The 26,746-nt window shown below is 69.6% G+C and carries 28 protein-coding genes and 1 pseudogene; 13 read left to right on the forward strand and 16 right to left on the reverse strand.

Translation table 11 applies throughout. The annotated features are described in order from the left end of the window. Window positions 1-98 precede the first annotated feature (98 nt). Genes FB381_RS07990 through FB381_RS08005 form a run of 4 tightly spaced genes read left to right on the forward strand, consistent with a single transcriptional unit; the run spans window position 99 to window position 3,346 of the window. Window positions 99-1,130: a PhoH family protein gene (locus FB381_RS07990; RefSeq protein ID WP_141779794.1), complete on the forward strand. Its 1,032-nt coding sequence runs from the start codon at window positions 99-101 to the stop codon at window positions 1,128-1,130. 7 nt (window positions 1,131-1,137) lie between these two features. After that, window positions 1,138-1,602, forward strand: a complete 465-nt coding sequence (ybeY, locus tag FB381_RS07995; RefSeq protein WP_141779795.1) for an rRNA maturation RNase YbeY — start codon at window positions 1,138-1,140, stop codon at window positions 1,600-1,602. An 18-nt stretch (window positions 1,603-1,620) separates the two neighbouring features. Further along, window positions 1,621-3,027 carry a hemolysin family protein gene (locus FB381_RS08000; RefSeq protein WP_170225093.1) on the forward strand — a complete coding sequence of 469 codons (1,407 nt, stop codon included), beginning with the start codon at window positions 1,621-1,623 and terminating at the stop codon, window positions 3,025-3,027. Then, window positions 3,011-3,346 carry a cytidine/deoxycytidylate deaminase family protein gene (locus tag FB381_RS08005; protein ID WP_141779796.1) on the forward strand — a complete coding sequence of 112 codons (336 nt, stop codon included), beginning with the start codon at window positions 3,011-3,013 and terminating at the stop codon, window positions 3,344-3,346. Before FB381_RS08000 ends, FB381_RS08005 begins: the two co-directional genes overlap by 17 nt. A gap of 12 nt (window positions 3,347-3,358) precedes the next feature. Here FB381_RS08005 and FB381_RS08010 read toward each other — a convergent pair whose 3' ends face one another. Beyond that, window positions 3,359-3,613 carry a hypothetical protein gene (locus FB381_RS08010; RefSeq protein WP_246088015.1) on the reverse strand — a complete coding sequence of 85 codons (255 nt, stop codon included), beginning with the start codon at window positions 3,611-3,613 and terminating at the stop codon, window positions 3,359-3,361. Between the two features lie 149 nt (window positions 3,614-3,762). Here FB381_RS08010 and FB381_RS08015 point away from each other — a divergent pair, with 149 nt between their 5' ends. Next, entirely contained in the window at window positions 3,763-5,148 is a 1,386-nt protein-coding gene (locus FB381_RS08015) for an FAD-binding oxidoreductase (protein ID WP_141779798.1), read from the forward strand. Then, a complete protein-coding gene (locus FB381_RS08020; RefSeq protein ID WP_246088016.1) occupies window positions 5,145-6,503 on the forward strand; it encodes a class I SAM-dependent methyltransferase in 1,359 nt (452 codons plus the stop codon). Before FB381_RS08015 ends, FB381_RS08020 begins: the two co-directional genes overlap by 4 nt. A gap of 12 nt (window positions 6,504-6,515) precedes the next feature. On the opposite strand, the gene FB381_RS08025 is transcribed toward FB381_RS08020, so the two are convergent. Both FB381_RS08025 and FB381_RS08030 read right to left on the reverse strand, forming a co-directional pair. After that, window positions 6,516-6,857, reverse strand: coding sequence for a VOC family protein (locus tag FB381_RS08025; RefSeq protein ID WP_141779799.1), 342 nt, complete (start codon window positions 6,855-6,857; stop codon window positions 6,516-6,518). Between the two features lies 1 nt (window position 6,858). After that, window positions 6,859-7,395 (reverse strand): pyridoxamine 5'-phosphate oxidase family protein, encoded by a 537-nt coding sequence (locus FB381_RS08030; RefSeq protein WP_141779800.1) that lies wholly within the window; start codon window positions 7,393-7,395, stop codon window positions 6,859-6,861. A 130-nt stretch (window positions 7,396-7,525) separates the two neighbouring features. Between FB381_RS08030 and FB381_RS08035 the strand changes: the two genes are divergently transcribed. Together FB381_RS08035 and era are read left to right on the forward strand one after the other, a co-directional pair. Beyond that, a complete protein-coding gene (locus FB381_RS08035; protein ID WP_141779801.1) occupies window positions 7,526-8,305 on the forward strand; it encodes a siderophore-interacting protein in 780 nt (259 codons plus the stop codon). Beyond that, window positions 8,302-9,240, forward strand: a complete 939-nt coding sequence (gene era / locus FB381_RS08040) for a GTPase Era (RefSeq protein ID WP_141779802.1) — start codon at window positions 8,302-8,304, stop codon at window positions 9,238-9,240. The genes FB381_RS08035 and era overlap by 4 nt, the downstream gene beginning before the upstream one ends. A gap of 36 nt (window positions 9,241-9,276) precedes the next feature. On the opposite strand, the gene FB381_RS08045 is transcribed toward era, so the two are convergent. Beyond that, a complete protein-coding gene (locus FB381_RS08045) occupies window positions 9,277-10,128 on the reverse strand; it encodes a septum formation family protein (RefSeq protein ID WP_246088017.1) in 852 nt (283 codons plus the stop codon). 2 nt (window positions 10,129-10,130) lie between these two features. Continuing rightward, window positions 10,131-10,964, reverse strand: coding sequence for a septum formation family protein (locus FB381_RS08050; protein ID WP_141779803.1), 834 nt, complete (start codon window positions 10,962-10,964; stop codon window positions 10,131-10,133). Window positions 10,965-11,140: 176 nt separating this feature from the next. Between FB381_RS08050 and FB381_RS08055 the strand changes: the two genes are divergently transcribed. Beyond that, window positions 11,141-11,536 carry a hypothetical protein gene (locus tag FB381_RS08055; protein WP_211352358.1) on the forward strand — a complete coding sequence of 132 codons (396 nt, stop codon included), beginning with the start codon at window positions 11,141-11,143 and terminating at the stop codon, window positions 11,534-11,536. Here the strand turns inward: FB381_RS08055 and FB381_RS08060 are convergent. Further along, window positions 11,526-12,017 carry a flavodoxin family protein gene (locus tag FB381_RS08060; RefSeq protein WP_141779804.1) on the reverse strand — a complete coding sequence of 164 codons (492 nt, stop codon included), beginning with the start codon at window positions 12,015-12,017 and terminating at the stop codon, window positions 11,526-11,528. The genes FB381_RS08055 and FB381_RS08060 overlap by 11 nt on opposite strands. A 263-nt stretch (window positions 12,018-12,280) precedes the next feature. Here FB381_RS08060 and leuA point away from each other — a divergent pair, with 263 nt between their 5' ends. Beyond that, the gene (gene leuA / locus FB381_RS08065) at window positions 12,281-14,041 is read left to right on the forward strand and encodes a 2-isopropylmalate synthase (RefSeq protein WP_141779805.1); all 1,761 of its coding nucleotides are present in this window, start codon (window positions 12,281-12,283) and stop codon (window positions 14,039-14,041) included. A 39-nt stretch (window positions 14,042-14,080) separates the two neighbouring features. On the opposite strand, the gene FB381_RS08070 is transcribed toward leuA, so the two are convergent. Both FB381_RS08070 and FB381_RS08075 read right to left on the reverse strand, forming a co-directional pair. Then, window positions 14,081-14,902 (reverse strand): ion transporter, encoded by an 822-nt coding sequence (locus FB381_RS08070; RefSeq protein WP_211352359.1) that lies wholly within the window; start codon window positions 14,900-14,902, stop codon window positions 14,081-14,083. 67 nt (window positions 14,903-14,969) lie between these two features. Next, window positions 14,970-16,040, reverse strand: coding sequence for an esterase/lipase family protein (locus FB381_RS08075; RefSeq protein ID WP_141779806.1), 1,071 nt, complete (start codon window positions 16,038-16,040; stop codon window positions 14,970-14,972). Window positions 16,041-16,100: 60 nt separating this feature from the next. Here FB381_RS08075 and recO point away from each other — a divergent pair, with 60 nt between their 5' ends. From recO to FB381_RS08090, 3 genes and pseudogenes are all read left to right on the forward strand, one after another. Next, window positions 16,101-16,829 carry a DNA repair protein RecO gene (gene recO, locus FB381_RS08080; protein ID WP_141779807.1) on the forward strand — a complete coding sequence of 243 codons (729 nt, stop codon included), beginning with the start codon at window positions 16,101-16,103 and terminating at the stop codon, window positions 16,827-16,829. Between the two features lie 373 nt (window positions 16,830-17,202). Next, window positions 17,203-18,012: pseudogene (locus FB381_RS24240) on the forward strand (YibE/F family protein); the annotation flags it as partial. Between the two features lie 139 nt (window positions 18,013-18,151). Next, window positions 18,152-18,946 (forward strand): isoprenyl transferase, encoded by a 795-nt coding sequence (locus tag FB381_RS08090; protein ID WP_211352360.1) that lies wholly within the window; start codon window positions 18,152-18,154, stop codon window positions 18,944-18,946. A 230-nt stretch (window positions 18,947-19,176) separates the two neighbouring features. On the opposite strand, the gene FB381_RS08095 is transcribed toward FB381_RS08090, so the two are convergent. From FB381_RS08095 to bioB, 8 genes are read right to left on the reverse strand one after another with little or no spacing between them, the layout of a single operon-like run. Then, complete coding sequence (locus FB381_RS08095; RefSeq protein ID WP_141779809.1) at window positions 19,177-19,593, reverse strand: Fur family transcriptional regulator; 417 nt, start codon at window positions 19,591-19,593, stop codon at window positions 19,177-19,179. Further along, window positions 19,580-20,599: a metal ABC transporter permease gene (locus tag FB381_RS08100; RefSeq protein ID WP_141779810.1), complete on the reverse strand. Its 1,020-nt coding sequence runs from the start codon at window positions 20,597-20,599 to the stop codon at window positions 19,580-19,582. The genes FB381_RS08095 and FB381_RS08100 overlap by 14 nt, the downstream gene beginning before the upstream one ends. Next, a complete protein-coding gene (locus FB381_RS08105; protein WP_246088018.1) occupies window positions 20,599-21,411 on the reverse strand; it encodes a metal ABC transporter ATP-binding protein in 813 nt (270 codons plus the stop codon). The genes FB381_RS08100 and FB381_RS08105 overlap by 1 nt, the downstream gene beginning before the upstream one ends. Then, window positions 21,408-22,376: a metal ABC transporter substrate-binding protein gene (locus tag FB381_RS08110; RefSeq protein ID WP_211352361.1), complete on the reverse strand. Its 969-nt coding sequence runs from the start codon at window positions 22,374-22,376 to the stop codon at window positions 21,408-21,410. The genes FB381_RS08105 and FB381_RS08110 overlap by 4 nt, the downstream gene beginning before the upstream one ends. A gap of 11 nt (window positions 22,377-22,387) precedes the next feature. Further along, a complete protein-coding gene (gene bioD, locus FB381_RS08115) occupies window positions 22,388-23,035 on the reverse strand; it encodes a dethiobiotin synthase (protein WP_141779813.1) in 648 nt (215 codons plus the stop codon). Between the two features lie 52 nt (window positions 23,036-23,087). Continuing rightward, entirely contained in the window at window positions 23,088-24,260 is a 1,173-nt protein-coding gene (locus FB381_RS08120; protein WP_141779814.1) for an 8-amino-7-oxononanoate synthase, read from the reverse strand. Next, window positions 24,260-25,558 (reverse strand): adenosylmethionine--8-amino-7-oxononanoate transaminase, encoded by a 1,299-nt coding sequence (locus tag FB381_RS08125; RefSeq protein ID WP_141779815.1) that lies wholly within the window; start codon window positions 25,556-25,558, stop codon window positions 24,260-24,262. Before FB381_RS08125 ends, FB381_RS08120 begins: the two co-directional genes overlap by 1 nt. After that, window positions 25,539-26,708 carry a biotin synthase BioB gene (gene bioB / locus FB381_RS08130; protein ID WP_141779816.1) on the reverse strand — a complete coding sequence of 390 codons (1,170 nt, stop codon included), beginning with the start codon at window positions 26,706-26,708 and terminating at the stop codon, window positions 25,539-25,541. Before bioB ends, FB381_RS08125 begins: the two co-directional genes overlap by 20 nt. Between the last annotated feature and the right edge of the window lie 38 nt (window positions 26,709-26,746).

The raw sequence follows: 26,746 nt of genomic DNA on the forward strand, positions 1-26,746 counted from the left end.
GCGGCCGCGGGCGAACTAGCCAGTAGGAGCCGGGCCCGCGCGCCGCGTACGATGGATAGCACCAGCCTCGTGACCAGAAAGGGCCCGCCCGGGCATCCATGACCGATCGACACCCAAGTCCGCTCCCGAACGACTCCGCGACCACCAAGCACACCGTCGTCGTTCCCAACAGCGTCGACATGGTCACCCTGCTGGGCCCGGCCGATGAGCATCTCGGCATCATCGAGGCACACTTCGACGCCGACGTGCACGTGCGTGGCAACCGGGTCAGCCTGATCGGCGAGCCCAGCGAGATCGCCATGATCGAGCGGCTGCTGGAGGAGCTGGTGCAGATCATCCGCACCGGCCAGGGCGTGAGCGGCGAGACCGTCGAGCGTGTGATCGGCATGCTCCAGGCAGACACGACGGAGAAGCCCGCCGACGTGCTGAGCCTCAACATCCTCTCCAACCGCGGTCGCAGCATCCGTCCCAAGACGCTCAACCAGAAGCGTTACGTCGACGCGATCGACAACCACACGGTCACCTTCGGCATCGGCCCGGCCGGCACCGGAAAGACCTATCTCGCGGTCGCCAAGGCCGTGCAGGCGCTGCAGTCCAAGCAGGTCAACCGGATCATCCTGTCCCGGCCCGCGGTGGAGGCCGGCGAGAAGCTGGGCTTCCTGCCCGGCACGCTGACCGAGAAGATCGACCCCTACCTGCGCCCGCTCTACGACGCGCTCCACGACATGATGGACCCCGAGCTGATCCCCAAGCTGATGGCGAGCGGCACCATCGAGGTCGCGCCGCTCGCGTTCCTGCGCGGGCGAAGCCTCAACGACTCCTTCATCATCCTCGACGAGGCGCAGAACACGACGCCCGAGCAGATGAAGATGTTCCTGACCCGCCTCGGCTTCGGCTCCAAGATCGTGGTCACCGGCGACGCGACCCAGACCGACCTCCCCTCAGGCCAGAAGTCGGGCCTCCGGGTCGTCGAGGGCATCCTCGAGGACGTCAAGGACATCAGCTTCAACAACCTGACCAGCCACGACGTCGTACGCCACCGCCTGGTCGCCAAGATCGTCGCCGCCTACGAGGACCACGACGCCCGCAGCCAGGCGCAGCCCGAACGCGCCTCGGGAGAGGGTCGCTGAGCCCGCGATGAGCACCGAGATCATCAACGAGTCCGAGCAGGAGATCGACGTCGAGCACGTCGCCAAGCTGGCTCGTCACCTGCTCGAGGAGCTGCGGGTGCACCCGCAGGCCGATCTGCGGATCAAGTTCGGCGACGAGGCCACCATCACCGAGCTCAACGAGCGCTACTTCGACACCGAGGGCCCGACCGACGTGCTCTCGTTCCCCGGTGACGAGCTCCTCCCCGGCCGACTCGACGAGGAGCCGGAGGAGGGCGACCTGGGCGACATCATCATCGCCCCGACGATCGCCGCCAAGCAGGGCGAGGAGGCCGGCCACGGCACCGTCGCGGAGATCGAGCTGCTGACCACACACGGCATCCTCCACCTGCTCGGCTACGACCACGTGGACCCCGACGAGCACACCGAGATGTTCGCCCTGCAGGCCAAGCTCCTGCAGAGCTGGGGATCCGCAGCCAGAGCACCCGAGTAGGAGTCGGTCTAAACACTCATGGACGATGCGAGGCTGCTGATCGCAGCCGCAGTTCTGGTCCTCATCGCCGGCATCTTCTCGGCCGCCGACGCAGCGCTCAGCGCGTTCTCGCGCGCACGGGCGGGCGAGCTGGTCGCCGAGGGCCGCGCCGGCGCCAAGCGCCTGGTGGCGGTGGTCGACGACCCCGCCCGCTACGTCAACACGGTGCTGCTGCTGCGGATGCTGTGCGAGATCGGCGCGACCGTGCTGGCCGCGCTGTGGGCCTACGACACCTACCAGGGGCGCTGGTGGCCGACCGTGCTCACCACCACCGCCACGATGACGGTGGTCTCCTTCGTGGTCATCGGCGTCGGTCCGCGCACGCTGGGCCGCCAGCACCACGAGGGCATCGCCCTCGCGGTCGCCGGCCCGATCGGCATGATCACCACGGTGCTGGGCCCGATCCCGACCCTGCTGATCATGCTCGGCAACGCGCTCACCCCGGGCAAGGGTTTCCGCAAGGGCCCGTTCTCCACGGAGACCGAGCTGCGTGAGCTGGTCGACATCGCCGAGGCCTCCGACCTGATCGAGGCCGACGAGCGCCGGATGATCCACTCCGTCTTCGAGCTCGGCGACACCAGCGCCCGCGAGGTGATGGTGCCCCGTGGCGACATCGTCTTCCTCGACCGACGCAAGACCCTGCGTCAGGCGCTCTCGCTCTTCCTGCGCTCCGGCTTCTCCCGGATGCCGGTCATCGACGACAGCCTCGACGACATCATCGGCATGGTCTACCTCAAGGACGTCGTCGCCCGTGACTTCGAGGCGCCCGAGGTCGAGACCACCCAGCGCGTCGAGTCGCTGATGCGCAAGCCCACCTGGGTGCCCGACTCCAAGCCCGTCGACGAGCTGCTCGCCGAGATGCAGCAGCACCGTCAGCACATCGCCGTCGTCGTCGACGAGTATGGCGGCACCGCCGGGCTGGTCACCATCGAGGACATCTTGGAGGAGATCGTCGGCGAGATCACCGACGAATACGATGTCGAGGATCGCGAACCCCTCCATCTCGGCGACGGCTCCTGGCGGGTGCCCGCGCGCTTCCTGGTCAGCGACCTCGAGGAGCTGATCGGGTTCCCCGTCGAGGAGGACGACGTCGACTCCGTACGCGGCCTGATGGCCAAGCACCTCGGCCTGGTGCCGATCCCCGGATCCGACGTCGACGCCTACGGCCTCCACTTCGAGGCCGAGGAGTCGGCGGGGCGGCGCAACAAGATCGGCACCGTACGCATCAGTGTCGTGGCTCCGGTCGAGGCCGAGTCGGAGACCGCGAGCCACGACGGCGGCGACGAGCAGCGCGAGAAGCCGGACAGGTCAGACGACAAGGCCGACGACAGGACCCACGACCGGGTCAAGGACAGGATGAAGGAGGCCCATGCCCGAGCAGAGTGAGCTCTCGGCCGAGGACCGCAAGCTGGTGACGCTGGCCCGCGCGACGCGAGCCCGCACCGGAGCGGCCGAAGGCGCAGCCGTACGCGATCTCGACGGCCGCACCTACGCCGCCGCCACCGTGGATCTGGCCGCGCTCCAGATCTCGGCGATCGGCGTCTGCGTGGCGATGGCCGTCGCCTCCGGGTCGAAGGGGCTCGAGGCCGTCGTCGTGCTCGGCGACTCCGATCAGCCGGCCGCCGAGGATCTGGCCGCCGTCAAGGAGTTCGCGGGCGAGGACGTGCTGGTCCTGGTCGGTGACCCGCGGGGCAACCTCCGTTAGACGGCTGCCGGCTCAGCGAGCGGCCCGGTGGCCGCCGGTGTCGGCGACGAGCGGGAGGGTGCCGAGCTCGATCGTGACGTGGATCCCGTCCTCGTCGCGGTAGGCGGTGAGGCCGTTCATGGTGGCCATGTCGACGCCCTTCTCACGCATGTGCACGACGATCTGATCGATCGCCAGCGCGAGCCGGGCCTGCGAGACGGCCTTGTTGCGCCACTTGACCTGGTTCTCGGTGAAGTAGGGCGATGCCTTCTCCGCAAGTGTGGACACAGCGTCGCGATGGGCAGCACTGGACATGAAGACCCTCCAGGGTGCACGAGGTGGGGGAGCCCGACACAGAGGCGTCGGAGCTTGCGACTGTAAGCGAACTACCCGAAAAATCGAAACCGGATGTCCAGCGGGCGAGTAAAGTCGATCGGGTGACGAGTGAGACTGGCTGGGAAGTGCACGACGAGGCCGTCAAACGACTGACGGCCTCCTACGCCGAGATCCCCGACGGGGCCCCGGTCAGACTCGCCAAACGCACCACCAACCTCTTCAGGGCCCGCGCCGAGACCAGCGCACCCGGTCTCGACGTCTCCGGCCTCGGCGGCGTGATCGAGGTCGATCCGCAGGCGGGCACCGCCGACGTACAGGGCATGTGCACCTACGAGGACCTGGTCGACGTCACCTTGGCCTACGGGATGATCCCCTACGTCGTGCCCCAGTTGCGCACCATCACGCTCGGTGGTGCGGTGACCGGGATGGGCATCGAGGCGACCAGCTTCCGCAACGGCATGCCCCACGAGTCGGTGCTGGAGATGGACATCCTCACCGGCACGGGTCAGGTCGTCACCGCATCGCCCGACAACGAGCACCGCGAGCTCTTCGAGACCTTCCCCAACTCATACGGGTCCCTCGGCTACGCCACCCGGCTCAAGATCAAGCTGGAGAAGGTGCCCGGCCACGTCGCGCTGCGCCACATCCGTTTCGACGACCCCGATCTGCTCGCGAAGACGATCGCGCAGATCACCGAGTCGGGCACGTACGACGAGGTCGCCGTCGACGCGCTCGACGGCGTCGCCTTCGAGCCGGGGGAGTACTACCTGACCCTGGCCACCTGGACCGAGCGCCCCTACGGCAACCCGTCCGACTACGGCGGTCAGCAGATCTACTACCGCTCGATCCAGGAGCGCGAGACCGACCTGCTGACGACCTACGACTACCTGTGGCGCTGGGACACCGACTGGTTCTGGTGCTCGGGCGCCTTCGGCGCGCAGAACAAGTACGTCCGCCGCCTCTGGCCGCGCCGGCTGCGCCGCTCCGACGTCTACATGAAGCTGATCGGCCTCGACCGCAGGTTCAGCATCGCCGACAGGCTCGACGCCCGCGCCGGCCGGCCGCTGCGGGAGCGGGTCATCCAGGACATCGAGGTGCCGGTGGAGAATCTCCCGGCCTTCCTGGAGTGGTTCGACGCCGAGATCGGGATGCGGCCGGTGTGGCTGTGCCCGCTGGTCTCCCGGGGCACGAAGGCCGGGGAGAAGTGGCCGACCTACCCGCTCGAGGCCCACCGCCCCTACGTCAACGTCGGCTTCTGGGGCACCGTGCACGTCGGCCCTGATGCGGTCGACGCCCCCAAGAACCGCGCGATCGAGGCGCGGGTCCACGAGCTCGGCGGGCATAAATCGCTCTACTCCGAGGCGTTCTACGACAAGGATGTCTTCAACGCTCTCTACGACGGGGACAACCTCGCTGCCGTGAAGGCGAGGTATGACCCCGGCGACCGATTGACCGATCTGTACAGCAAGGCGGTGAAGAGGCTGTGAGTCAAGGCAGTCACGTTCCAGACAGCCACATTCCAGGCAGTCACGTTCCGGGCAAGAACATCGCAGGCACCATCAACGGGCTCTTCGACGGCGGGTTGCCGATCAAGCTGACCGCCTACGACGGCAGCGTCTCGGGTGACCCGGACTCGCCGTACGGGATGGACATCCTCAACCCGCGCGGCCTGGCGTTCCTGCTGACCGCGCCGGGTGACCTCGGCCTGGCTCGTGCCTACGTCAACGGCGACATGGACCTGACCGGCATCCATCCGGGCGACCCCTACCCGCTCCTCTCGCTGGTGCTGGAGAAGACCGACTTCGCTCGGCCCAGCCCCCGCGAGCTGGTCGAGCTGGTGCGCGCGATGGGTGTGAAGAGCTTCGTGCCGCCGAAGCCGCCGCCGCAGGAGCACCTGCCGGCCTGGCGGCACCGGGCCGAGACCGTACGCCATCTCTCCGGTCGCGCGCTCGGCGCGCTGCCGTGGACGCGCCACTCGCACGAGCGCGACGCCGACGCGATCCACCACCACTACGACGTCTCCAACACCTTCTACGAGTACGTCCTCGGGCCGTCGATGACCTACACCTGCGCCCTCTACCCGGCCGACGACGCCACGCTCGAGGAGGCGCAGTTCGCCAAGTACGACCTGGTCTGCCGCAAGCTCGGGCTCGAGCCCGGGATGCGGCTGCTCGACATCGGCTGCGGCTGGGGCGGCATGGTCCGTCACGCCGCCAAGCACTACGGGGTGAAGGCGCTCGGCGTGACCCTCTCGCGCGAGCAGGCCAACTGGGCGCAGAGGGCGATCAAGGCCGACGGCCTCGACGACGTCGCCGAGGTGCGTTACTCCGACTACCGCGACGTGGCCGAGGGTGACTTCGACGCGGTCAGCTCGATCGGGCTGACCGAGCACATCGGCGTGGCCAACTACCCGGCCTACTTCGGGTTCATCAAGGGCAAGCTCCGTGACGGCGGCCGCCTGCTCAACCACTGCATCACCCGCCCGGAGAACGTCTCCCGGGCGAGCGCAGGGGCGTTCATCGACCGCTACGTCTTCCCCGACGGCGAGCTGATCGGCTCGGGCACCATCGTGTCCGCGATCGAGAACACCGGCCTCGAGGTGCAGCACCACGAGAACATCCGGGTGCACTACGCCAAGACGCTCACCGGGTGGAACGACAACCTGGTCGAGCACTGGGACGCGTGCGTCGACGAGGTCGGTCTCGGCACCGCCAAGGTCTGGGGTGTCTACATGGCCGGCTCTCGGATCGGTTTCGAGCGCAACAACATCCAGCTCCACCACGTGCTCGCCACCAAGACGGTGGACGGCCTCTCCGGCTACCCCCTGCGGCACACCTTCTGACGGGTCGGCATCTCAGGCGGCCTCCGGGCCGCCTCCGATGCCGATCTCGTTGCCGTCTGGATCGCGGAAGAGGGTCTTGCGCACCCCGTTCGCATACGTCTCCTCCGAGGCCGGCCGCAGCCCGCGATCCGCGATCGTGGCAAGACGGGCGTCGAGATCGTCGACGAAGAGGGTGAGGAACCCGTGTCCGGCGATCTCCGGCTTCTGCTCGACATAGACGTAACGGTGCTCGGCGGCCTCGAAGACGGCCTCGACGTCGTTCGGGTAGAACGCGACCTCGCCGAGCAGCTTCTCGTACCAGGTCACGGCGGCGGCGATGCTCGTCACCGGGATGCCCGCGAAGAGGTCGACCATGTCAGAACCTCCACCGGGTCGCGGCGTACGGCTCGACGCACTGGACCGCGTGCGCCGAGGTTGCCTCGAGCCGGTGGACGTGCCACGGCGCGGGGCCGGCGCTCTGGGCGCTGAACGGCGCGGTCAGGGCGTCACCCGACTCGTCGACCTCGGCCGGCCAGCCCTCGTCGTCGTGGTAGCGCCTGGCGACCCGTGCGAGCTCGTCGCCGAGCACCCGCGTCGCCCGCCCCTCGACCACGAGGTCGAACTCGCGCACCGAGAGCGAGACCGCGCAACGCGGGTCGCGGTCGAGGTTGCGACCGCGCCGCGTCGTCGGCCCGGTGACGAGGTAGAACGAGCCCTCGAACCACACCGCGCCCACCGCGTTCACGTGCGGCCCGCCGTCGGCGTTGATCGTGCTCACCCAGGTCGTGTAGCGCCCCGGCTCCCCCTCCTGCGAGCCCGGCCCCTGGTTGAACCCCGCCTCCAGCCGCTCGCTCACCTCCTCCCAGGACATCGTCGGCGCGCCGTACATCTCAGCAAGGTTGTAGGTCTTCATGGCTGTCTCCTTCGCCTGAACAGGACTATCCACCTGCTCCACGAACGAGTCACGACCAATTCGACAATCACGGCGGGCGCCGACGCGGTGATGCGGGTGGCGGAGCCGGGCGCGGATAAACTGCGCGACGATGAGTGTCAAGGCCCAGCAGTACGCCGCGGAGGTGCTGCGGCGCGAGCAGATCACGCCCCACCTCGTCCGTCTCGTGCTCGGCGGTGCGGGGCTGGCCGGGTTCACCTCGACCGGGATCCCCGACGAGTGGGTCGGGCTGATCGTGCCGGGGCAGTTCCAGTCGCGCTACTACACGGTGCGCTCCTGGGAGGGTGGCGAGCTGACCCTCGACATCGTCGTGCACGACGTCGGTCTGGTCACCGAGTGGGCGATGCGCACCGACCCGGTCGGGCAGACGGTCACCATCACCGAGCCCAAGGGCTCCTACGCCGCCCCCGACGCCGCGCAGTGGCTGCTGCTGGTCGGCGACCTGACCGCGATGCCCGCGATGGCGCGGATCGCCGAGACGACCACGCTGCCCACGCGGATCTGGGCCGAGGTGCCCGAGGACGTGCCCGGCTATCTTCCCGACAGCGTCGACGTCGTCTGGTCGACGTCGCCCACGGCGACCTCCTCCGACCTGGCCGCGGCCGTGGAGAAGATCGACTGGCCCGGTGGTGACGGCTACTTCTGGATGGCGGGGGAGTCGAGCCAGATGCGGGCGATCCGCAAGCATCTGATGCGCGAGCGCAAGCTCGGTTCCCACGCCTACGACGTGATGGGCTACTGGCGCGGAGGCGGCCAGAAACGGCAGCCGCGGGCGGTCGACCCCGGACCGATCTGGCGTGAGGGCAAGGCCCAGGGGCTCACCGATGAGCAGATCTGGCAGCGATACGACGAGCAACAGGAGCGACAGTGACCGATCCGGAGACCCAGGCTGCATTCCGGAGCGGCTTCGTGTCGTTCGTGGGACGCCCCAACGCGGGCAAGTCCACGCTGACCAACGCGCTGGTCGGCACCAAGGTGGCGATCACCTCCGACAAGCCGCAGACCACGCGCACCGTGGTCCGAGGCATCGTGCACCGCCCCGACGGCCAGCTGATCCTCGTCGACACCCCGGGCATCCACCGGCCGCGCACGCTCCTGGGCGAGCGGCTCAACGAGCTGGTCGAGTCCACCTGGACCGAGGTCGACGTGGTCGCGATCTGCTTCCCGGCCAACGAGAAGATCGGCCCCGGCGACCGTCGCATCGCCGAGAACGCCAACAAGCTCAAGAAGGGCATCAAACGCGTCGCGGTGGCGACCAAGACCGACCTCGCCACCCCCGAGCAGATCGGGCAGCACCTGCTCTCGATCCAGCAGCTCGGCGAGGAGCTCGGCATCGAGTGGGCGGAGATCGTGCCGGTCTCCAGCGTCGGTGACGACCAGGTCGACCTCCTCGGCGACCTGCTGATCAAGCTCCTCCCGGAGGGCCCGGCTCTCTATCCCGACGGCGAGCTCACCGACTCTCCCGAGGAGATCATCGTCGCCGAGCTGATCCGCGAGGCGGCCCTGGAGGGCGTACGCGACGAGCTGCCGCACTCCATCGCGGTCGTCGTCGAGGAGATGCGCCTGCGGGAGGACCGCCCGGAGGGCAAGCCGCTGATGGACGTGCACGCCTTCCTCTACGTCGAGCGCGACTCCCAGAAGGGCATCGTGATCGGCCACCGGGGAGCCCGGCTCAAGGACGTCGGGCAGCGGGCACGGCTGCAGATCAAGGAGCTGCTCGGCATGCCGGTCTATCTCGACCTGCACGTCAAGATCGCCAAGGACTGGCAGCGCGACCCGCGCCAGCTGCGCCGGCTGGGCTTCTGAGCCGGATCAGTCTGTGAGGGATCGGCCCCTGAGGGATCAGGCCGGCGCCCAGCAGATGCCGTAGCTCTGCCCGCCCTGCCACTGCTCGGCGCTGGGGAACTCCCACGACCACTCGTACTTGAGCGGGTCGTCGGCGACCTCGGCGGCGGCGGCCTTGCAGTCCTCGGCGCCGGCGCGGTTGACCCTCGACTCGCCGGGGTACTTGCCCGAGCCGAGATCGATGACCGACAGGGCCCGCCAGGAGTGCTTCAGCGAGCACGGCACCCGCTTGAACGAGTCGGACTTCGGCGACGCGGTGCCGCACATCCGGAACGGCTCGGCGGTGTCGGAGTCGCCCAGCACGCCGCGCATGTTGCCCTTGAGCGTCATCAGCGCCTTGGGCCCGGCGATGCCGATGATGTCGCAGCGGAACCAGTTGGCGCCGGCCTCCGACTCCTTGATCGTCGGCGTGAACCAGACCGGTCGCAGCATCGAGAGCCGCAGGTCGTCGGCGTTGCCGCCGAGATACTTCGTGACCTTCTTCGGGCACGAGGCCGCCACCTGGGCCGCGACCTGCTCGGAGTCGACCGCGACGAGGTGGCCGTCGACGACGTTCTTCAGCCGGCCGACGGCGTACGTCTGGGTGGTGTGCTTGCCCTTGCAGCTCACCGCGGTGCCACCGGCCGTGGGGGCCAGGGCTTCGTCGTAGCTGACGTTGTAGCAGGCGCCGTCCTTGGGGGAGGGTGCGGCGGACGCCGATGCCGACGGCGGTGCCGAGGAGGGTGACGGCGCGGCGTCGGGCTCACCGCCTCCGCAGCCGGCGAGGGCCAGGGCCCCCACGATGACAAGGGCCAGAGATCCCCCGAGCGGCATCGATCGCTTCGGGCCCCGCTTCAGCGTGTCTCGCATGCTCACTCCTTGGTCGCCGCCCAGCAGATCGCCCAGCGGTTGCCGGCTTTCCACTCTTTCTCTCCAAACCATGTGTACCCGTATTCGAAGCTTTCCGGGTAGCCCAGCCAGGCGTTAACCGAGCCTCGGCAGTATTGCGCCGCCTTCTTCTTGGAGTCCTCCACGCCCAGGAACTTGTCCTTGGCCTCGCCCAGCTTGATGGTCGTCACCGCGCGCATCTTGTGGGAGTCCGAGCACGGCACCTTCGGTGAGGTCACGGTCTTGCCGGTCGCGCACACCATCCAGCGGTCCTCGATGTCCTCGACCTTCTTGACCTTGAGGAGGTTGCGGGTGGTGGTCGGCAGGTCGACGTACTCCGCCCCCTGCTGGCCACCGCCGACCACGTCGCAGCGGATCCAGCGCGCGCCCTCGTCCCAGGCCTTCTCCGACGGGCCGAAGTAGACGTGGGAGAGCATCGAGCGCATCAGCAGGCTCTGGTCGGAGCCGACGTAGTCCTCCAGCAGCTTGCGGCACTGGCTGAAGGCCCACTCGTTGACCTTCTCGTCGCCGTAGCCGGCGTCCTTGAACTCGTCGGGCAGCGGTCCGGCGCCGAAGGTCTCGGCGTTGTGCGGCTCGTCGCACGGGACGTACTTGTCGAAGTTGTAGGCCTCGGAGACGTCGTCGTGGCTGAGGTTGCGGCACTTGCCCACCTCGGGCAGCGCGGTCGAGTCGACCTGCTTCGGGTCTTCGCCCTCTGCGGCAGCCCGATCGCCGCCGCACCCGCTCAGCGCGAGAGCGGCGAGCACCACGATCAGAAGAGCAACGGACGTCGTACGTCGCGGGGTATGGCCGATCACGGGGGTCGACTCTACTTGCGGGGGTATGCGCGAGCCGAAATCCAGTGGGACCCGTCCGCGAGAGGAGCGGGTGAGACTCGGTGCAGATTCGGGTGAGCCCGACACGGTGGAGTCGGTGGTGGCGGATGATCCGCCCCGGTCGAACCGCTCGGCCGGACGTGAGATGAGGAGACACCATGAACACCGTGATCACGAGGGCGGCCATGACCGGTTTCGCCTCTGTCGCCATCGCCGGTGGCGCCCTGCTGGCATCCGCCCCGGCAGCCCAGGCGGAGGCGGCGAAGGACGTCACCGCCCAGGCGCACGGCTGCCCCTCGGGCGCGGTCTGCGTCTACCCCGGCACCGGGTGGAACGGCGACATGCCGGAGCACGTCTACTACTCCTACGGTGCCCACAACCTCTCCAACGAGCACGGCGACCACCGGGTCTACAACAACCAGACCGGCGGCGCGACCGCGCGCACCTGCACGGGTTACGACGGCACCGGCGACTGCGAGGGGTTCCTGGGATCCGGCTACTACGTGGACAAGAACCTGACGGCCTACAACTCGATCGTCCTGGTCAGGCCGTGATCACTGCGGCAAGCGTCGCGCCCAGCTCATAGGCGGCCTCGACGTGCGCATCCTCGACGTCCCCCAGGACGTCGAGGATGTCGTAGGCCTGGGTCCAGTCGAGCGCGCCGACGATCGACTGCACCGAGCGGATGGCGCCGGTGGTGTCGTAGCGGCCGTGGACGTAGAGGCCGTAGGGGCGTTTGGCGGTCTCTCCCGCTGACTCACCCGCGCCCCCGGAAGGGTCGAGCGCACCACCGACGGCGAGGAACGTCGAGTCGAAGAAGTGCTTGAGCGCACCCGACATGTAGCCGAAGTTGGCGCTGGTGCCGAGCACGTAGCCGTCGGCGGCGAGGACGTCGTCGGCGGTGGCCTCCAGCGCGGGGCGTACGACGACGTCGACGCCGTGGATCTCGGGATCGTTGGCACCCGAGACGACCGCGTCCGTCAGACGTTGCAGGGAGCGGGTGGGGGAGTGGTGGACGATCAGCAGGCTGGCCATGCTCACAGCCAACCATTGTTGTCGGCTGTGAGCACCCGTCCAGGCGTACGGCCGAGACTCGGGAGGCGCCTCTGCTCGGGCGTCTCTCGATCCGAGAAGCCGGGTGGCCGCGGGGGAGTGCGTGTAACCGTTCTGTTATGGTGACGGAGTCATGTTGCGCAGCCTCCTTCTTAGCTGCCGCAGCGGGGTCTGAGAAGCCGGACTCCCTCGCTGCGGAGGTTCGACGTGCGCCGGCACTCTCTCCCATCTGACGAGGATTCCGCATGACCAACCTGAGCAACTCCAGCAATCAGCAGAAGCCGTCGGGGATGCCCTTCGAGCGCTACACCGCGTTCGTGCCCGTCGACGTGCCCGACCGCACCTGGCCGGCGCAGAAGATCACGAAGGCTCCGCGCTGGCTCTCGACCGACCTGCGTGACGGCAACCAGGCCCTGATCGACCCGATGACACCGGCCCGCAAGCTGCGGATGTTCGAGCTGCTCGTCGACATGGGCTACAAGGAGATCGAGGTCGGCTTCCCGAGCGCGAGCCAGACCGACTTCGACTTCGTGCGCAAGCTCGTCGAAGAGGATCGGATCCCCGACGACGTACAGATCTCGGTGCTGACCCAGGCACGCGAAGACCTCATCGCACGCACCGCGGAGTCGCTGGCCGGCGCCCCGCGCGCCTCGATCCACCTCTACAACGCCACCGCCGAGCTGTTCCGCCGGGTGGTCTTCCACGTCTCGCCTGCCGAGTGCATCGGCATCGCGGTGCGCGGCACCGAGATGGTGATGAAGTACGCCGAGGAGCACATGCCGGAGCTGATCGGCACCGAGAAGTTCGGCTACCAGTACAGCCCGGAGATCTTCACCCAGACCGACACCGACTACGCGCTGGAGATCTGCGAGCGGGTCTCCGACGTATGGCAGCCGGAGGCCGGTCGCGAGATCATCCTCAACCTGCCCGCCACGGTCGAGATGTCCACCCCCAACACCTACGCCGACCAGATCGAATACTTCGGTCGCGGCCTGACCCGTCGTGAGCACTCCGCCATCAGCCTGCACCCGCACAACGACCGCGGCACCGCGGTCGCGGCCACCGAGCTCGCCCTGATGGCCGGCGCCGACCGCGTCGAGGGCTGCCTGTTCGGACACGGTGAGCGCACCGGCAACGTCGACCTGGTCACCCTGGGCATGAACCTCTTCTCCCAGGGCATCGACCCGCAGATCGACTTCACCGTGGGCGGCGGCATCGACGAGATCCGCCGCACCGTCGAGTACGTCACCAACATCTCGGTGCACCCGCGCCACCCCTACGCCGGCGACCTCGTCTACACCGCCTTCTCCGGCTCCCACCAGGACGCCATCAAGAAGGGCCTCGAGGACCTCGACCGTCTGGCTGCCGAGCAGGGCAAGGACGTCGGCGAGATCCCGTGGGAGGCGCCTTACCTGCCCATCGACCCCAAGGACGTCGGCCGCACCTACGAGGCCGTCATCCGGGTCAACAGCCAGTCGGGCAAGGGCGGCGTGTCCTACCTGCTCAAGACCGAGCACTCGCTCGACCTGCCGCGCCGCGCGCAGATCGAGTTCAGCCGGGCGATCCAGCAGCACACCGACACCGAGGGCGGCGAGATCAGCGCCGACAACATCTGGTCGGCCTTCTCCGCGGAATACCTCGAGCGCGAGGAGCCCTACGCCCTGGAGAGCTGGTCGTCGGTCACCGACGCCGAGGGCGGCGACGAGCAGAGCGTCGACCTGCGGGTCCGTGGCGAGGTGCGCACCTACAAGGGTGTCGGCAACGGCCCGGTGGCAGCGTTCGTCGACGCGCTCAAGGACGCCGGCGCCGAGATCCGGGTGCTCGACTACGCCGAGCACGCGCTCTCTGCCGGCGGTGACGCCGCCGCGGCCGCCTACGTCGAGTGCGAGATCGCCGGCGAGATCGTGTGGGGCATCGGCATCCACGAGAACATCGTCACCGCATCGCTGCGGGCCGTGGTCTGCGCCGCCAACCGCGCGCAGGCGGTCACGATCCCGAGCGTCTGAGAAGCATCTCGTCGGGGCCCGTTCGCGGGCCCCGACGGGCTATTTTCCGAACAGCTCGGCGTCCTTCTTGACCTCGTTGTAGGCGCTGGACCCGATGTTCTCCCGCAGCTCCTTGGCCGACTCGCGGATGGCGTCGGAGATGATCTCGTGCACGCGCGGGTCGGCCAGGCCCTCGTCGGCCAGGCGCAGCACCGTGTCGGCGACGAGCCGGACGATGTCGTCGTGGAACGGCAGATACTTCAGCTTGCCCACCGCCTGGTCCTGGCGGATGAGATCGATGATGAGCGCGTCGATCTCGGAGCGGTTCTCCTCGATCGCCGAGGAGATGTGGCGGGTGTAGTTGCCGGTCTGCACCACGGCGATGACCTCGTCGAGCACGGCGACCGTGATCGGCTTGCGGATCGCGTTGACGATGGCGCCGGAGAACCTCCCCACCACGTACGCCGAGATGCGGTCGCCGAACGCGCGGTCTGCCGCGCGGGCCAGCCTCATCAGGATCAGCACGATCCGGAGCAGCCGCAGGCCGCGGAAGGCCGGGCTGGCGGCGACCCCGAGCGGGATCATGCCGAGCAGCTCGTACCAGTAGATCATCGGGAACTTCCAGCCGAGCCCCGAGCGGATCCAGCGGGCCACGAACTCGACCGCGAAGATGCCGCAGACGACGTAGTCGGCGACGGCCACGCGGTCGTACCAGACCTGGGAGACGTCCCAGAACGAGACCCACACCACCGCTGCGACCGAGACGATCGCGAGCACCAGCATCAGCCAGTCGACGATCGTGACCGGCGGCGTCGGCGCGGCGCCGGGGTTGCGGTCGTCGTGGCGCCGGTCGGCGCCTCGGTCGGTGGCTGCTGTGCTCATGAGCGGCACGATATGAGACGCATCGTGCGGAGCCCGTCAGCCACACGCGTCGTTGCCGTGATGTGGCTCAGCAACCGTCGGCGTACACATAGCAGCGCAGCCGTGGTTCGGCCGGCACCTGCGGTGCTCCGGCGATGTTGAGCACCGGGACCGGCACGGTCGCGACCTTGGGCGCGGCCTGCAGCAGGAGCAGCCGTGCGGTGTCGGGGTCGGTCGCGTCGAAGTAGGGCATCACAGGTTGCGTGCAGGTCGACCGGTCGACCCGAGCCGGCTCGGCGGGGCCACGGTGGTCGAGAGCGTCGGTGATCAGGGCGTACGCCACCGGGTCGGTGACGCCGACCAGGACGTGCTCGCTGGCCGCGGTGGGGCATACGTCCTGGATCGCGACGTTGGTGATGTCACCTTCGCCGGTGCGCAACGACGAGGACGATGCGGCTGCGGAGTGGTTGGGGGTGACCACTTCGTCGAGACGGGTGTAGACGACCGTGTAGGAGATCCCGGCAATGGTCTCGCTGCGGCTGTTCAGGGCGTCCATGAACGCGGCCTCGTCCCGCTGCTGCCAGACCGCGGGCGTGCACGTGGTGACCCCTTCGACGCACTCGGCGAGCGCTGTGGTGCCGTGGTTGGAGGGAGCGACCCCGATCACGTCGTCGATCATCGCGCGCGTGTCCGGCCAGAAGCGGAGCACCCACCGGATGCTCATCCCGCCCTGGCTGTGGCCGAGCACCGAGATGTCGCGGCCCGCCCGTCGATGAAGCGTGCGCACGGCGTAGGTCAGATGCTCGGCGGCGATCTGGATGTCGCCGAGGGTGTTGTGGGGCATGGTCACCCAGCACCAGGCGCGGCCCTGGGCGTTGAAGGCCTTGACGTAGGTGGCTCCGAAGTTCTCCTCCGGGGTCACGCTGGTGGCCGGGTTGAGCAGCACGGGCGTCGGACCCGTCGTCGGATCACCGTGGCAGGTCAGTGCGTCGCGAAGCTTCTCGCGTGGCACCGTCAGGGAAGGACCGGGACGGTCGAGCGGGGCGTAGACCTCATCGGTCGCCGCGCGGGCCGGTGAGGCCGGGGCGAGCGCGAGGAGGGCAAGGGCCAGTGCCGCGGCCAGGACGAGGACCAGCGGACGCCGGACGGTCGGATGCATATTCCGATAACGCCGAGGCGTGAGGCAGGTTATGTGGGCGGCTGAGGGCACAATGTCCCTGTGCCCCTCTACCGCGACGAGGCGATCGTGCTTCGCACCCACAAGCTGGGAGAAGCCGACCGCATCATCACCATGCTCACCCGCGAGCACGGACGGGTGCGTGCCGTGGCGAAGGGCGTGCGGCGTACGAGCTCTCGGTGGGGGTCGCGGCTGGAGCCGTTCACCCACGTCGATCTCCAGTTCGCCGAGGGTCGCACGCTCGACACGATCACCCAGGCCGAGACGCTCACCCTGTTCCACAGCGGCATCGGTCTCGACTACGACCGCTACACCGCAGGCACGGCGATGCTCGAGACCGCCGACCGGCTGGTGCACGAGGAGCGCGAGCCCTCGCCGCAGCAGTATCTGCTGCTCGTCGGCGGGCTGCGGGTGCTCGCCCAGGGCGACCGGCTGCCGCGCCACGTGCTCGACTCCTATCTGCTGCGCTCGCTGGCCGTGGCCGGCTATGCGCCCAGCTTCGAGGCGTGCGCGCGATGTGGGCTGGAGGGCCCGCACCGATGGTTCAACGTGTCGATGGGTGGTGCGCTGTGCACGACCTGCCGGGTGCCGGGTTCGGCGACGCCGTCGCAGGAGACGCTCGCCCACCTCGGCGCGCTGCTCGCGGGCGACTGGGATAGCGTCGCTCGCGCCGAGGAGCGCACCAGCAGACAGGCGAGCGGGCTCGTCGCCGCCTATCTCTCCTGGCACCTGGACCGCAGTCTGCGGTCGCTCGAATACGTCGAGAGCTGAGGAGACGATGGCCCACTCCCACGGCCACTCGCACGGCCACTCGCACGGCCACGGTCATGCGCACGGTGGAGACGACGTCGAGGTGGAGGTCGACGCGCTGCCCCGGATGGTCCTGACCGTCTCGCTGGTGCTCGTCGCCGTGATCACGCTGGCCGGGGTGGCCGCCTGGTGGCCCGACCGAGCCGCGGTCGACCAGCTGCAGGGCTCGCAGGAGTTCATCGCCAAGGGGGTCGTCTTCGAGACCGCCGAGGTGACCTCCGTCTCCGCGCCCTGCGCCGCCGAGGGCAAGCCCAAGGGCTGCGACACCGCCACCGCCAAGCTCGCCAGCGGACCCGACACCGGCACCGAGGTCTCGGTCGAGGTCTCGACCCCGATGGCCCGCTCCGGCCTGGAGGCCGGCGACAAGGTGGAGCTCTCGCGCATCGAGAAGCAGGGGGAGGCGACGTACGCCTTCTTCGACGTCGAGCGCGGCCCCCCGCTCGCGCTCCTGGTCGGTCTGTTCGTGATCGCGGTCGTCGCCGTCGCCCGGCTGCGGGGGCTGATGGCGGTGCTCGGGCTGGGCTTCGCCGGGGCCGTGGTGTGGCTGTTCCTGCTGCCCGCGCTGCTCTCGGGCGAGCCCGCGGCATGGGTCGCGCTGGTCTCCTCGGTGCTGATCCTCTACGTCGTGCTCTACACGACCCACGGGCTCTCGGTGCGCACCTCGGTGGCGCTCGCGGGCACGCTCGCCGGTGTCGCGGTGACCGCGTTGATCGGCACCGTCGCCATCGGTGCGAGCCGGCTCAGCGGCCTAGGCTCCGAGAGCGGCCAGACGCTGTCGTCGCTCGACGACGGGCTCGACCTGCAGAGCCTCCTGGTCGCGGCGGTGATCATCGCCGGCCTCGGCGCTCTCAACGACGTCACCATCACCCAGGCGTCGGCGGTGTGGGAGCTGCGCGCCGCCGGGCCGGACTCGTCGCGCTGGGACATCTTCCGCGGAGCGATGCGGATCGGTCGCGACCACGTAGCCTCGACCATCTACACGATCGTGTTCGCCTACGTCGGCTCGGCGCTGACCCTGCTGCTGGTGATCCAGCTCTACGACCGCACCTTCCTCTCCCTGCTCACGACCGAGCAGATGGCCGGCGAGATCGTGGCCACGATGGCCGCCGGCATCGGGGTGGTGCTGGCGATGCCGATCACGACCGTGATCGGCGCGCTGACGCTGCCGGGTCCGGCGCCGCGACCCGAGGAGATGGAGTACGACCGGGCGCGGCGTCCGATGGTGCCTCCGCCGCGGGCCTATCCGGGCCAGCAGCCGCCCGCTGGCTATCGCCCGACTAGGGTTGGGCCTCGTGAACAACCCGGTCCGTATCCCGAGCCCCCACCCGTCCGGGGCTACCCCGCCCCCGGTCCCCAAGGACCTCGTCCCGGAGCACGTGGCGATCATCATGGACGGCAACGGCCGATGGGCCAAGGACCGTGGCCTCCCCCGGACCAAGGGCCACGAGGCCGGTGAGTCCTCGCTCTTCGACGTCGTCGAAGGAGCCATCGAGATCGGCGTGAAGGCCATCTCGGCCTACGCGTTCTCCACCGAGAACTGGTCACGCTCGCCCGACGAGGTGAAGTTCCTGATGGGCTTCAACCGCGACGTCATCCGCCGCCGCCGCGACGAGATGAACGAGCTCGGCGTCCGGGTGCGGTGGGCCGGACGTACGCCACGGCTGTGGAAGTCGGTCATCAACGAGCTCAAGGTCGCCGAGGAGCTCACCCGCGACAACAGCGTGTGCACCCTGACGATGTGCGTCAACTACGGCGGCCGCGCCGAGCTCGCCGACGCGATGCGGGCGATGGGTGAGGACGTACGTTCCGGTCGCCTCAACCCGGCCAAGATCACCGAGAAGACGATCGAGAAGTATCTCTACGTGCCCGAGCTCGCCAACGCCGACCTCATCTGGCGCACCTCCGGCGAGCAGCGCCTGTCCAACTACATGCTCTGGCAGGCCGCCTACTCCGAGTTCGTCTTCACCGACGTGCTCTGGCCCGACGTCGACCGCCGCCACCTCTGGCACGCCATCGAGACGTACGCGAGCAGGGACAGAAGGTACGGCGGCGCCCTCCCCAACCCGGTCTCACCCTAACCCCTCCCCGCCGAGAGGTCACCCCTGCAGGTCGAGAGGTCACTCCTGCGGGTTGAGAGGTCAGTTCTGCAGGTCGAGTGGGCATCTCGATGCCCACTCGACCTGCAGACGTGACGCTTCGACCTGCAGACGTGACGCTTCGACCTGCAGACGTGACGCTTCGACCTGCAGACGTGACGCTTCGACCTGCAGACGTGACGCTTCGGCCTGCAGACGTGACCTCTCGGCTGTCAGCGGCAGTCGGTGCAGGTGCCGAAGATCTCGAGGGTGTGGGAGACGTCGGTGAAACCGTTGTCGTCGGCCATGGCCTTGGTCCAGCGTTCGACGGCGGGGCCTTCGACCTCGACGGTGCGACCGCAGTCGCGGCAGACGAGGTGATGGTGGTGGGTGTCGGAGCAGCGGCGATAGATCGTCTCGCCGTCCTCCGAGCGCATGGCGTCGACGGCGCCCGACTCGGCGAGCGCGGTGAGGGTGCGGTAGACGGTGGCCAGGCCGACGGCACCGTCGAGACGGGAGTGGATCTCCTGGGCCGAGTGGAAGCCGTCGTACGTGCTCAGCGCCTCGGCCACCGCGAGCCGCTGCTTGGTGGGGCGCAGGCTGGCGTCGGAGGCCAGCTGGGCGGTGGTCGCGGGGTCAGTGTTCGTCATAGTGCTCCTCCTCCGCGCCGACGTGTGCCGCGTGGCGGTGGCCGTCGTGGATGTAGTCGACGTGGTCTCCGTGCTCGACCGCGACATGTCCGCACTTCTCACCGTGCTGGTGCGGGTGCTCCTCGTCGACCGGCTGCTCGGGCGGCTCGGTCTCGGGGAAGGGCGCCACGAGGGCGCGCCGCCTGCGCAGCCAGGCTCCGATCGGCCAGACCAGGAAGAAGCCGGCCAGCGCGACCAGCACGATGCTGGGTCCGGGCTGCACGTTGGCGCCCGTACGCGAGAGTGCGGCCGCCAGGACCAGGCCACCGACGGAGGCGAGCAGCCCGGCGCCCATCGCGCCCAGCAGCGTCATCCGGAACGACCGGGTCAGCTGCTGCACGATCGCCACCGGCACGACCATGAGCGCCGAGACGAGCAGCAGCCCCACCGTACGCATCGCGATCACGACGCTCAGCGCGGCGAGCACAGCGACCAGGATCGAGTAGAACCGCACCGGCAGCCCGGCGACCTTCGCGTAGTCGGGGTCCTGGGAGACCGCGAACAGCTGTGGCGAGAGCCCGACGCAGAGGACGATGAGCACGACAGAGAGCGCCATCGTCACGAGCAGGTCGTCGACCGAGATCGTCAGGATCGAGCCGAAGAGGAACTCCTGCAACCGGGAGGCGCCGGTGCCGGCGAGCCCGGTGACGAAGACGCCGCCGGCGAGCCCGCCGTAGAACAGCATCGCCAGCGCGACATCACCTTCGGCGTGACCGCGCTCGCGAACGATCTCGATCACCACGGCTCCGGCGATCGCCACGACCACCGCGGTCCAGGTGGGGGAGGTCTGGGTCCACAGTCCGATCGCGACGCCGGTGACGGCGACGTGGCCGATGCCGTCGCCCATCAGGGCCAGCCGTCGCTGGACGATGTAGGTGCCGACCGCGGGTGCCGCGACCCCGACGAGGAACGCCGCGATCAGGGCGCGTTGCATGAACGGCACCGAGAAGAGCTCGAAGAGTGTCATCAGAGCTCCTTGAGGGGAGTCGGGACGGCGGCGTTGGTCTCAGGCGTCGACGCGTCGTCGCAGTGGACGTGCGCGGCGTCGAACCCCTGCGCATGGACGTCGGCGTCGGAGAGGGGAGCGCCGTCGTAGGCCTTGCGTCCGTCACGCATCACGACGGCGCGGTCGACCAGCGGCGCGAGCGGACCGAGCTCGTGGGCGACCAGCACGATGGTCGCGCCGTCGTGCTTGAGGCGCCGCAGCGCCCCGGCCAGGGCGTGCTGGTTGGGCAGGTCGACCCCGGCGGTGGGCTCGTCGAGCAGCAGCAGCTCCGGGCGGCCGGCGAGCGCTCGCGCGATCAGCACCCTCTGGAGCTGGCCACCGGAGAGCTGGGCGATGCCGCGATGGGCGTACGCATCCATCCCGACCACCTCGAGCGCCGATCGGATCGCGGCCCGGTCTGCGCTGCGCAGCGGGCGCAGCAGCTTGCGGTGGGTGAGCCGGCCGGAGGCGACGACCTCCCAGACCGATGCCGGCACACCGCCGGAGGCAGTCGAGCGCTGCGGCACGTAGCCGATCCGCGACCAGTCGTGGAAGCCCGCGAGGGGGCGGCCGAAGAGCTCCAGGCGCCCGGCCGAGAGCGGGTTGAGGCCGACCAAGGTGCGTACGAGCGTCGACTTTCCGGAGCCGTTGGCGCCCATCAGCGCGACGAACTCGCCGCGGTCGACGCTCAGGTCGACCTCACGCAGGACGGGGCGTCCGGACAGCGCGACGTCCCCGCGCAGCAGCTGCACGGGGACATCGGCGGGGACGGTGCTGCTCCCTGTTGTGGTCACTGACAACCGTTGGCCGCCTTCAGGGCGTCGAGGTTCTGGCGCATGAGGGAAAGGTAGTCCTCTTTCTCGGTGTCCGCGGAGAGGCCCTCGATCGGGTCGAGCACGGCGGTCTTCAGGCCGAGGTCGCCGGCAAGGGTGTCGGCGAGCGCGGCGCTGACCAGGCGCTCGGAGAAGATCGTGGTCACGTCGTGCTCGCGTGCGTGCTCGCCGATGTCGGCGAGCTGGGCCGGGTTGGGCTCGGCGTCGGGGGTCAGGCCGGCGATCGACTCGAACTCCAGGCCGTACTTGCTCAGGTAGGCGAAGGCGTCGTGGGAGACCACGACCTCCTTGATCCGGCACTTCGCGAGCCCGGTCGTGAACTCCTTGTCGACCGCGCCCAGGTCGTCGGTCAGCGCCTTGGCGTTGGCCTCGTAGGTCTTGGCGTTGTCGGGGTCGGCCTTCGCCAGAGCATCGCGTACGTCGCCGGCATACTGCGCCAGCAGCAGCGGGTCGTGCCAGAAGTGGGGGTCAAGATCGCCGTGGTCGTGCCCCTCCTCGGCGTGGGCCGCTTCGTCCTCGTCGCCGTGGTCGTCACCGTGGTCGTGCTCTTCGCCGTGGCGGAGCTCGACGGACTTCTCGACGTCGACGACCTCGCCGGGCACGTCCTGCTCGATCGCGTCGTCGACGGCCGGCTGGAAGCCGTGCTCGGTGAGGATCACGTCGGCGCTCTGCAGCGCGGCGGTCTGGTTGATGCTGAGCTCGAGGTCGTGGGGCTCGACGCCCGGCTTGGTGAGGCCGGTGACGTCGGTCAGGTCGCCTCCGACCCGCTCAGCGACGTACTGCAGCGGGTAGAAAGCGGCGGCGACCTGGACTTTTCCGGACTCTGAGCCGGCCGAGCCGGAGTCGTCGGTGAACGCGGCGCAGCCGGAGCTGAGCAGAAGTGCGCCGGCCGCGAGGAGGCCGACGGGACGGACTGTGGGGGTCATGAGAACCATTCTCAGACCTGTTGAGAATGGTTGTCAATTCCTTTCGGGATGGCGCTCAGGAGGGGGACACCGGTGACGCGGGGGAGGTCGTCGCGGTTGCACCGCTCGGCCAGCCCGGGGTCGCTCGGCCACGACCCGATGATCAGCCCGTCGGGCTCGTAGCCACGTGCGCGCAGCGCGGCCACGGTCAGCTCGGTGTGGTTGAGGGTGCCCAGGCCGGCCGAGGTGACGATGACGAACGACGTGGGCGTACGGGCGGCCCGCAGTGCGTCGGCGAGATCGAGGAGGGTGCCGCCGTGGGTGTCGAGGCGCACCAGCAGGCCGCCAGACCCTTCGACGAGCACGAGATCGTTGTCGCTGGCCAGGGCCGAGACCCTCGGAGCGTACGCAGCGACCCGGGGGATCTCCACGCCGGCCCGTCTCGCGGCGGTGTCGGGGGCGAGCGGCTCCTCGAGGGTGGTCAGCTCGTGCACCTCGATCCCGGTGCGCCGGTGGATCTCGGCGGCGTCGCTGTCACCGTCGGCGGTGCCGGTCTGCACCGGCTTCACGACCGCCACGCTCTCGCCGGCGTCGCGCGCCCGGGCTGCCAGCGTCGCCGTCGCGACCGTCTTGCCGAGCCCTGTGCTGGTGCCGGTGACGATCAGCACGCGGCCGGTCATGCCGTGCCTCGCATGCTCACCGAGGTACCTCGGTGAGCATTCAGCGGCGCTCTCACCGGACCTCGCCCACGATCGTGTCGATGGCCTTGCACGCCCGCTCCCACGCCTCCTCGGTGACACCCGCCCCGGCCGTGACCCGCAGCCGGGAGACCCCGTCGGGCACGGACGGTGGGCGGAAGCAGCCGACGCGTACGCCTTCGGCGAGCAGATCTGCCTGAGCGGCGACGGCAGCCTCGGGCGACGGCATCGGCACCGACAGCACCGCGCCGGCGGGGGCCGCGACCCCGAGGGCCCGGGCCAGCGCGGTGACGCGGGCGCGGATGGTGTCGGCCAGGTCCGGGCCGGAGCGTGCGACCCGCGCGGCAGCCAAGGCAGCGGCGGTCGAGGCGGGCGCCAGCCCGGTGTCGAAGATGAACGGCCGGGCGGTGTTGACCAGATGGTCGAGCACCGCTCCCGGCCCGAGCACGGCACCACCCTGACTGCCCAGGCTCTTGGAGAGGGTCGCGGTGACCAGCACGTCGGGCCTCCCGGCGAGACCGCGCCGATGCACGAGCCCGGGCCCGTGCACGCCGACACCATGAGCCTCGTCGACCACGAGCAGCGCGCCGTGCTCGGCGCACGCCGCCGCCAGCTCGGTCAGCGGTGCCTCGTCGCCGAGCACCGAGTAGATCGACTCGGCCAGCACCAGGGTGCGTACGCCGGGGCGAGCGGCCAGCGCGGCCCGCACCGCGGCCACGTCGTTGTGCGGCACCACGGTGAGCTGCGCGCGGGAGAGCCGCACCGCGTCGATCAACGAGGCGTGGATGTGCGCGTCGGAGACGACATGGGCCGAGCGGTCGGCCAGCGCGCCGACGACCGAGAGGTTGGCGTGATAGCCGGTCGAGAACGTCAGCGCCGTCGGCTGCCCCAGCCAGTCGGCGAGCTCGTGCTCGAGCTCCTGATGAAGCCTCAGTGTGCCCGTGACCAGGCGTGATGCACCCGCCCCGCCGCCCCAGAGCAGCGCCGCGTCGGCCGCGGCGCGACGCACATCAGGGTGGCGCGAGAGCCCCAGGTAGTCGTTCCCGGCCAGATCGATGGTGTCGTCGCCGGGCCCACGCGGCCGCAGCCGCCTGGTCAGGCCGGCCGCCTCCCGAGCTGTGGCAGCCTCAGCGATCCAGCTCTCCCACCTAGTCTTCGACCGACCCCGGTCTGTCGACTCCGGCGAGCCGTCCAGCGCCTTGCTCATCAGGCCACCTCCGCGGCAGCAGCGATCGCGCGGCAGATGCGGACGAGGTCGGCGTCGTCGGTGACGTAGGGCGGCATGGTGTAGATCAGGTGGCGGAACGGCCGGATCCAGACCCCTTCCCGCAGCGCCGCCGCGGTGGCGCGGGCGGAGTCGATCGGGCGGTCGAGCTCGACCACGCCGACCGCCCCGAGGGTGCGGACGCCGGTGACCCCGGGCAGGTCGGCGAGCGGCGAGAGGCCGGCGGAGAGTGCGGTGGAGATGCGGCGTACGTCCTGCTCCCAGCCGCGAGCTGCCAGCAGGTCGAGCGAGGCGAGCGCCACCGCGCAGGCGAGCGGGTTGCCCATGAAGGTGGGGCCGTGCATCAGCACGCCCGACTCGCTGCGCGAGATCGCGTGCGCGATCTCGGTGGTGGTCACCACGGCCGCCAGGGTCATGTAGCCGCCGGTCAGCGCCTTGCCGAGGCAGAGGATGTCGGGCGTGACCTGCGCGGACACGAAGAGGTCGCCGGTGCGGCCGAGCCCGGTGGCGACCTCGTCGAAGATCAGCGCCAGACCGTGCTCGTCGGCGATCTCGCGCAGCACGCCCAGGCAGCGGTCGTCGTAGACCCACATCCCGCCCGCGCCCTGGAGCCGCGGCTCGACGACGATCCCGGCGAGCTCGTGGGCGTGGGCCTCGGCGAGGCGGCGTACGCCCTCGGCCCATGCCTCCACGTCCCCGCCCGGCGCGGGCGGCCGTTCGGCGAAGACCTGCGGAGCCAGCACGTCGGTGAACATCGAGTGCATCCCACCGACCGGGTCGCACACGCTCATGCAGCCGAAGGTGTCACCGTGGTAGCCGCCGCGAAGGCTCAGCAGGCGGGTGCGCTCGGGCCGCCCGCGTCCGCGCTGGCTCTGCAGCGCCATCTTGATCGCCACCTCGACGCTCACCGACCCGGAGTCGGCCAGGAAGACGTGCTGCAGCGGGTCGGGCGTGATTGCGACGAGCCGCTCGGCGAGATCGACCGCGGGGGCGTGGGTCAGGCCGCCGAACATCACGTGCGCCATCCGTCCGGCCTGCTCGGCGAGCGCGGCGTCGAGCTCGGGCACGCGATAGCCGTGCACCGCCGACCACCACGACGACATGGCGTCGACGACCTCGAGACGCTCGCCGTCGTCGCCGGCGAGATGGAGGCGTACGCCCTCGGCGCCGGTCACGAGCCGCACCGGGGCGGGCTCGGTCATCGAGGTGTAGGGGTGCCAGAGGTGCTCGCGGTCGAAGGTGAGCAGCTCGGCGCCCCGCTCAAGCGTTGGCAGCGACATCGGTTCCCGCTCCGCGACGCCGGATCGCCGGGCCCTCCGGCTCGTCGTGGCCGCCGCAACCGCCGCCGCAACCGTCTCCGCAGCTGCTGCCACAACCGCCGGCGACCCGGTCGGTGGCACCGGCGGCCCTCGCGCGATGCTCCTCGATCAGCTCCTCGAACGCCCCGGCGTCCATGCCGAGGATGACGAAGCCGTTCTCGCGCAGCATCTCCAGGTCGGCCAGCGCGTCCTGTCCCTCGGAGGTCAGGTAGTCGCCGAGGAAGATCGAGTTGGCGACGTGCAGGGCGGTCGCCTGCAGCGTACGCAGGTGCATCTCACGCCCCGCCGCGATCCGGATCTCCTTGTCGGGGCAGACGAAGCGCGCCATCGCCAGGATCTTCACGCAGCGGGCGGGGGAGAGCTCCCAGGTGTTCTCGTACGGAGTGCCGTCGAACGGCATCAGGAAGTTGACCGGGATCGAGTCGGCGTCGAGCTCCTTGAGTGCGAAGAGCGCCTCGACGAGCTGCTCGTCGCTCTCGCCCAGACCCGCGATCAGGCCCGAGCACGGCGAGAGGCCGGCGTCCTTCGCCTTGTCGATCGTGTCGATGCGGTCGGCGTAGGTGTGGGTCTGCACGATGTTGTCGTGGTTGGACTCGGCGGTGTTGATGTTGTGGTTGTACGCATCCACCCCCGCTGCCTTGAGCCGCTCGGCCTGGCCGCCCTTGAGCAGCCCGAGACAGGCGCAGACCTCGACGCCCTCGTGCTCGTCCTTGAGCGCTGAGGTCATCTCGACGACCTTGTCGATGTCGCGTTCGGAGGGCCCGCGGCCCGAGGAGACCATGCAGACTCGTGTCGCCCCGCCGCGGAGTCCGGCGCCGGCCTGCTCGAGCGTCTCGTCCTTGGAGAGCCAGGAGTACTTGAGCACGGGCGCCTGCGAGCCGAGCGCCTGGCTGCAGTAGTTGCAGTTCTCCGGGCACAGCCCCGACTTCAGGTTGACCAGGTAGTTCACCTTCACGGTGTTGGAGAAATGCTCCCGCCGCAGCCTCCCGGCCGCGGCGACGACGCTCATCAGCTCCGCGTCGGGCGCACGCAGCACCGCCACCGCGTCGTCGGCGCTGGCGGCCCCGCCGGCCAGGATCCGGTCTGCCAGCTGGTCGAAGGCTGTCGTCATGTGATGCGTCTCCTCGGGTGATAGCAAACCTGAACACC

The sequence above is a fragment of the Nocardioides albertanoniae genome, assembly GCF_006716315.1.
GTDB lineage: Bacteria > Actinomycetota > Actinomycetes > Propionibacteriales > Nocardioidaceae > Nocardioides > Nocardioides albertanoniae.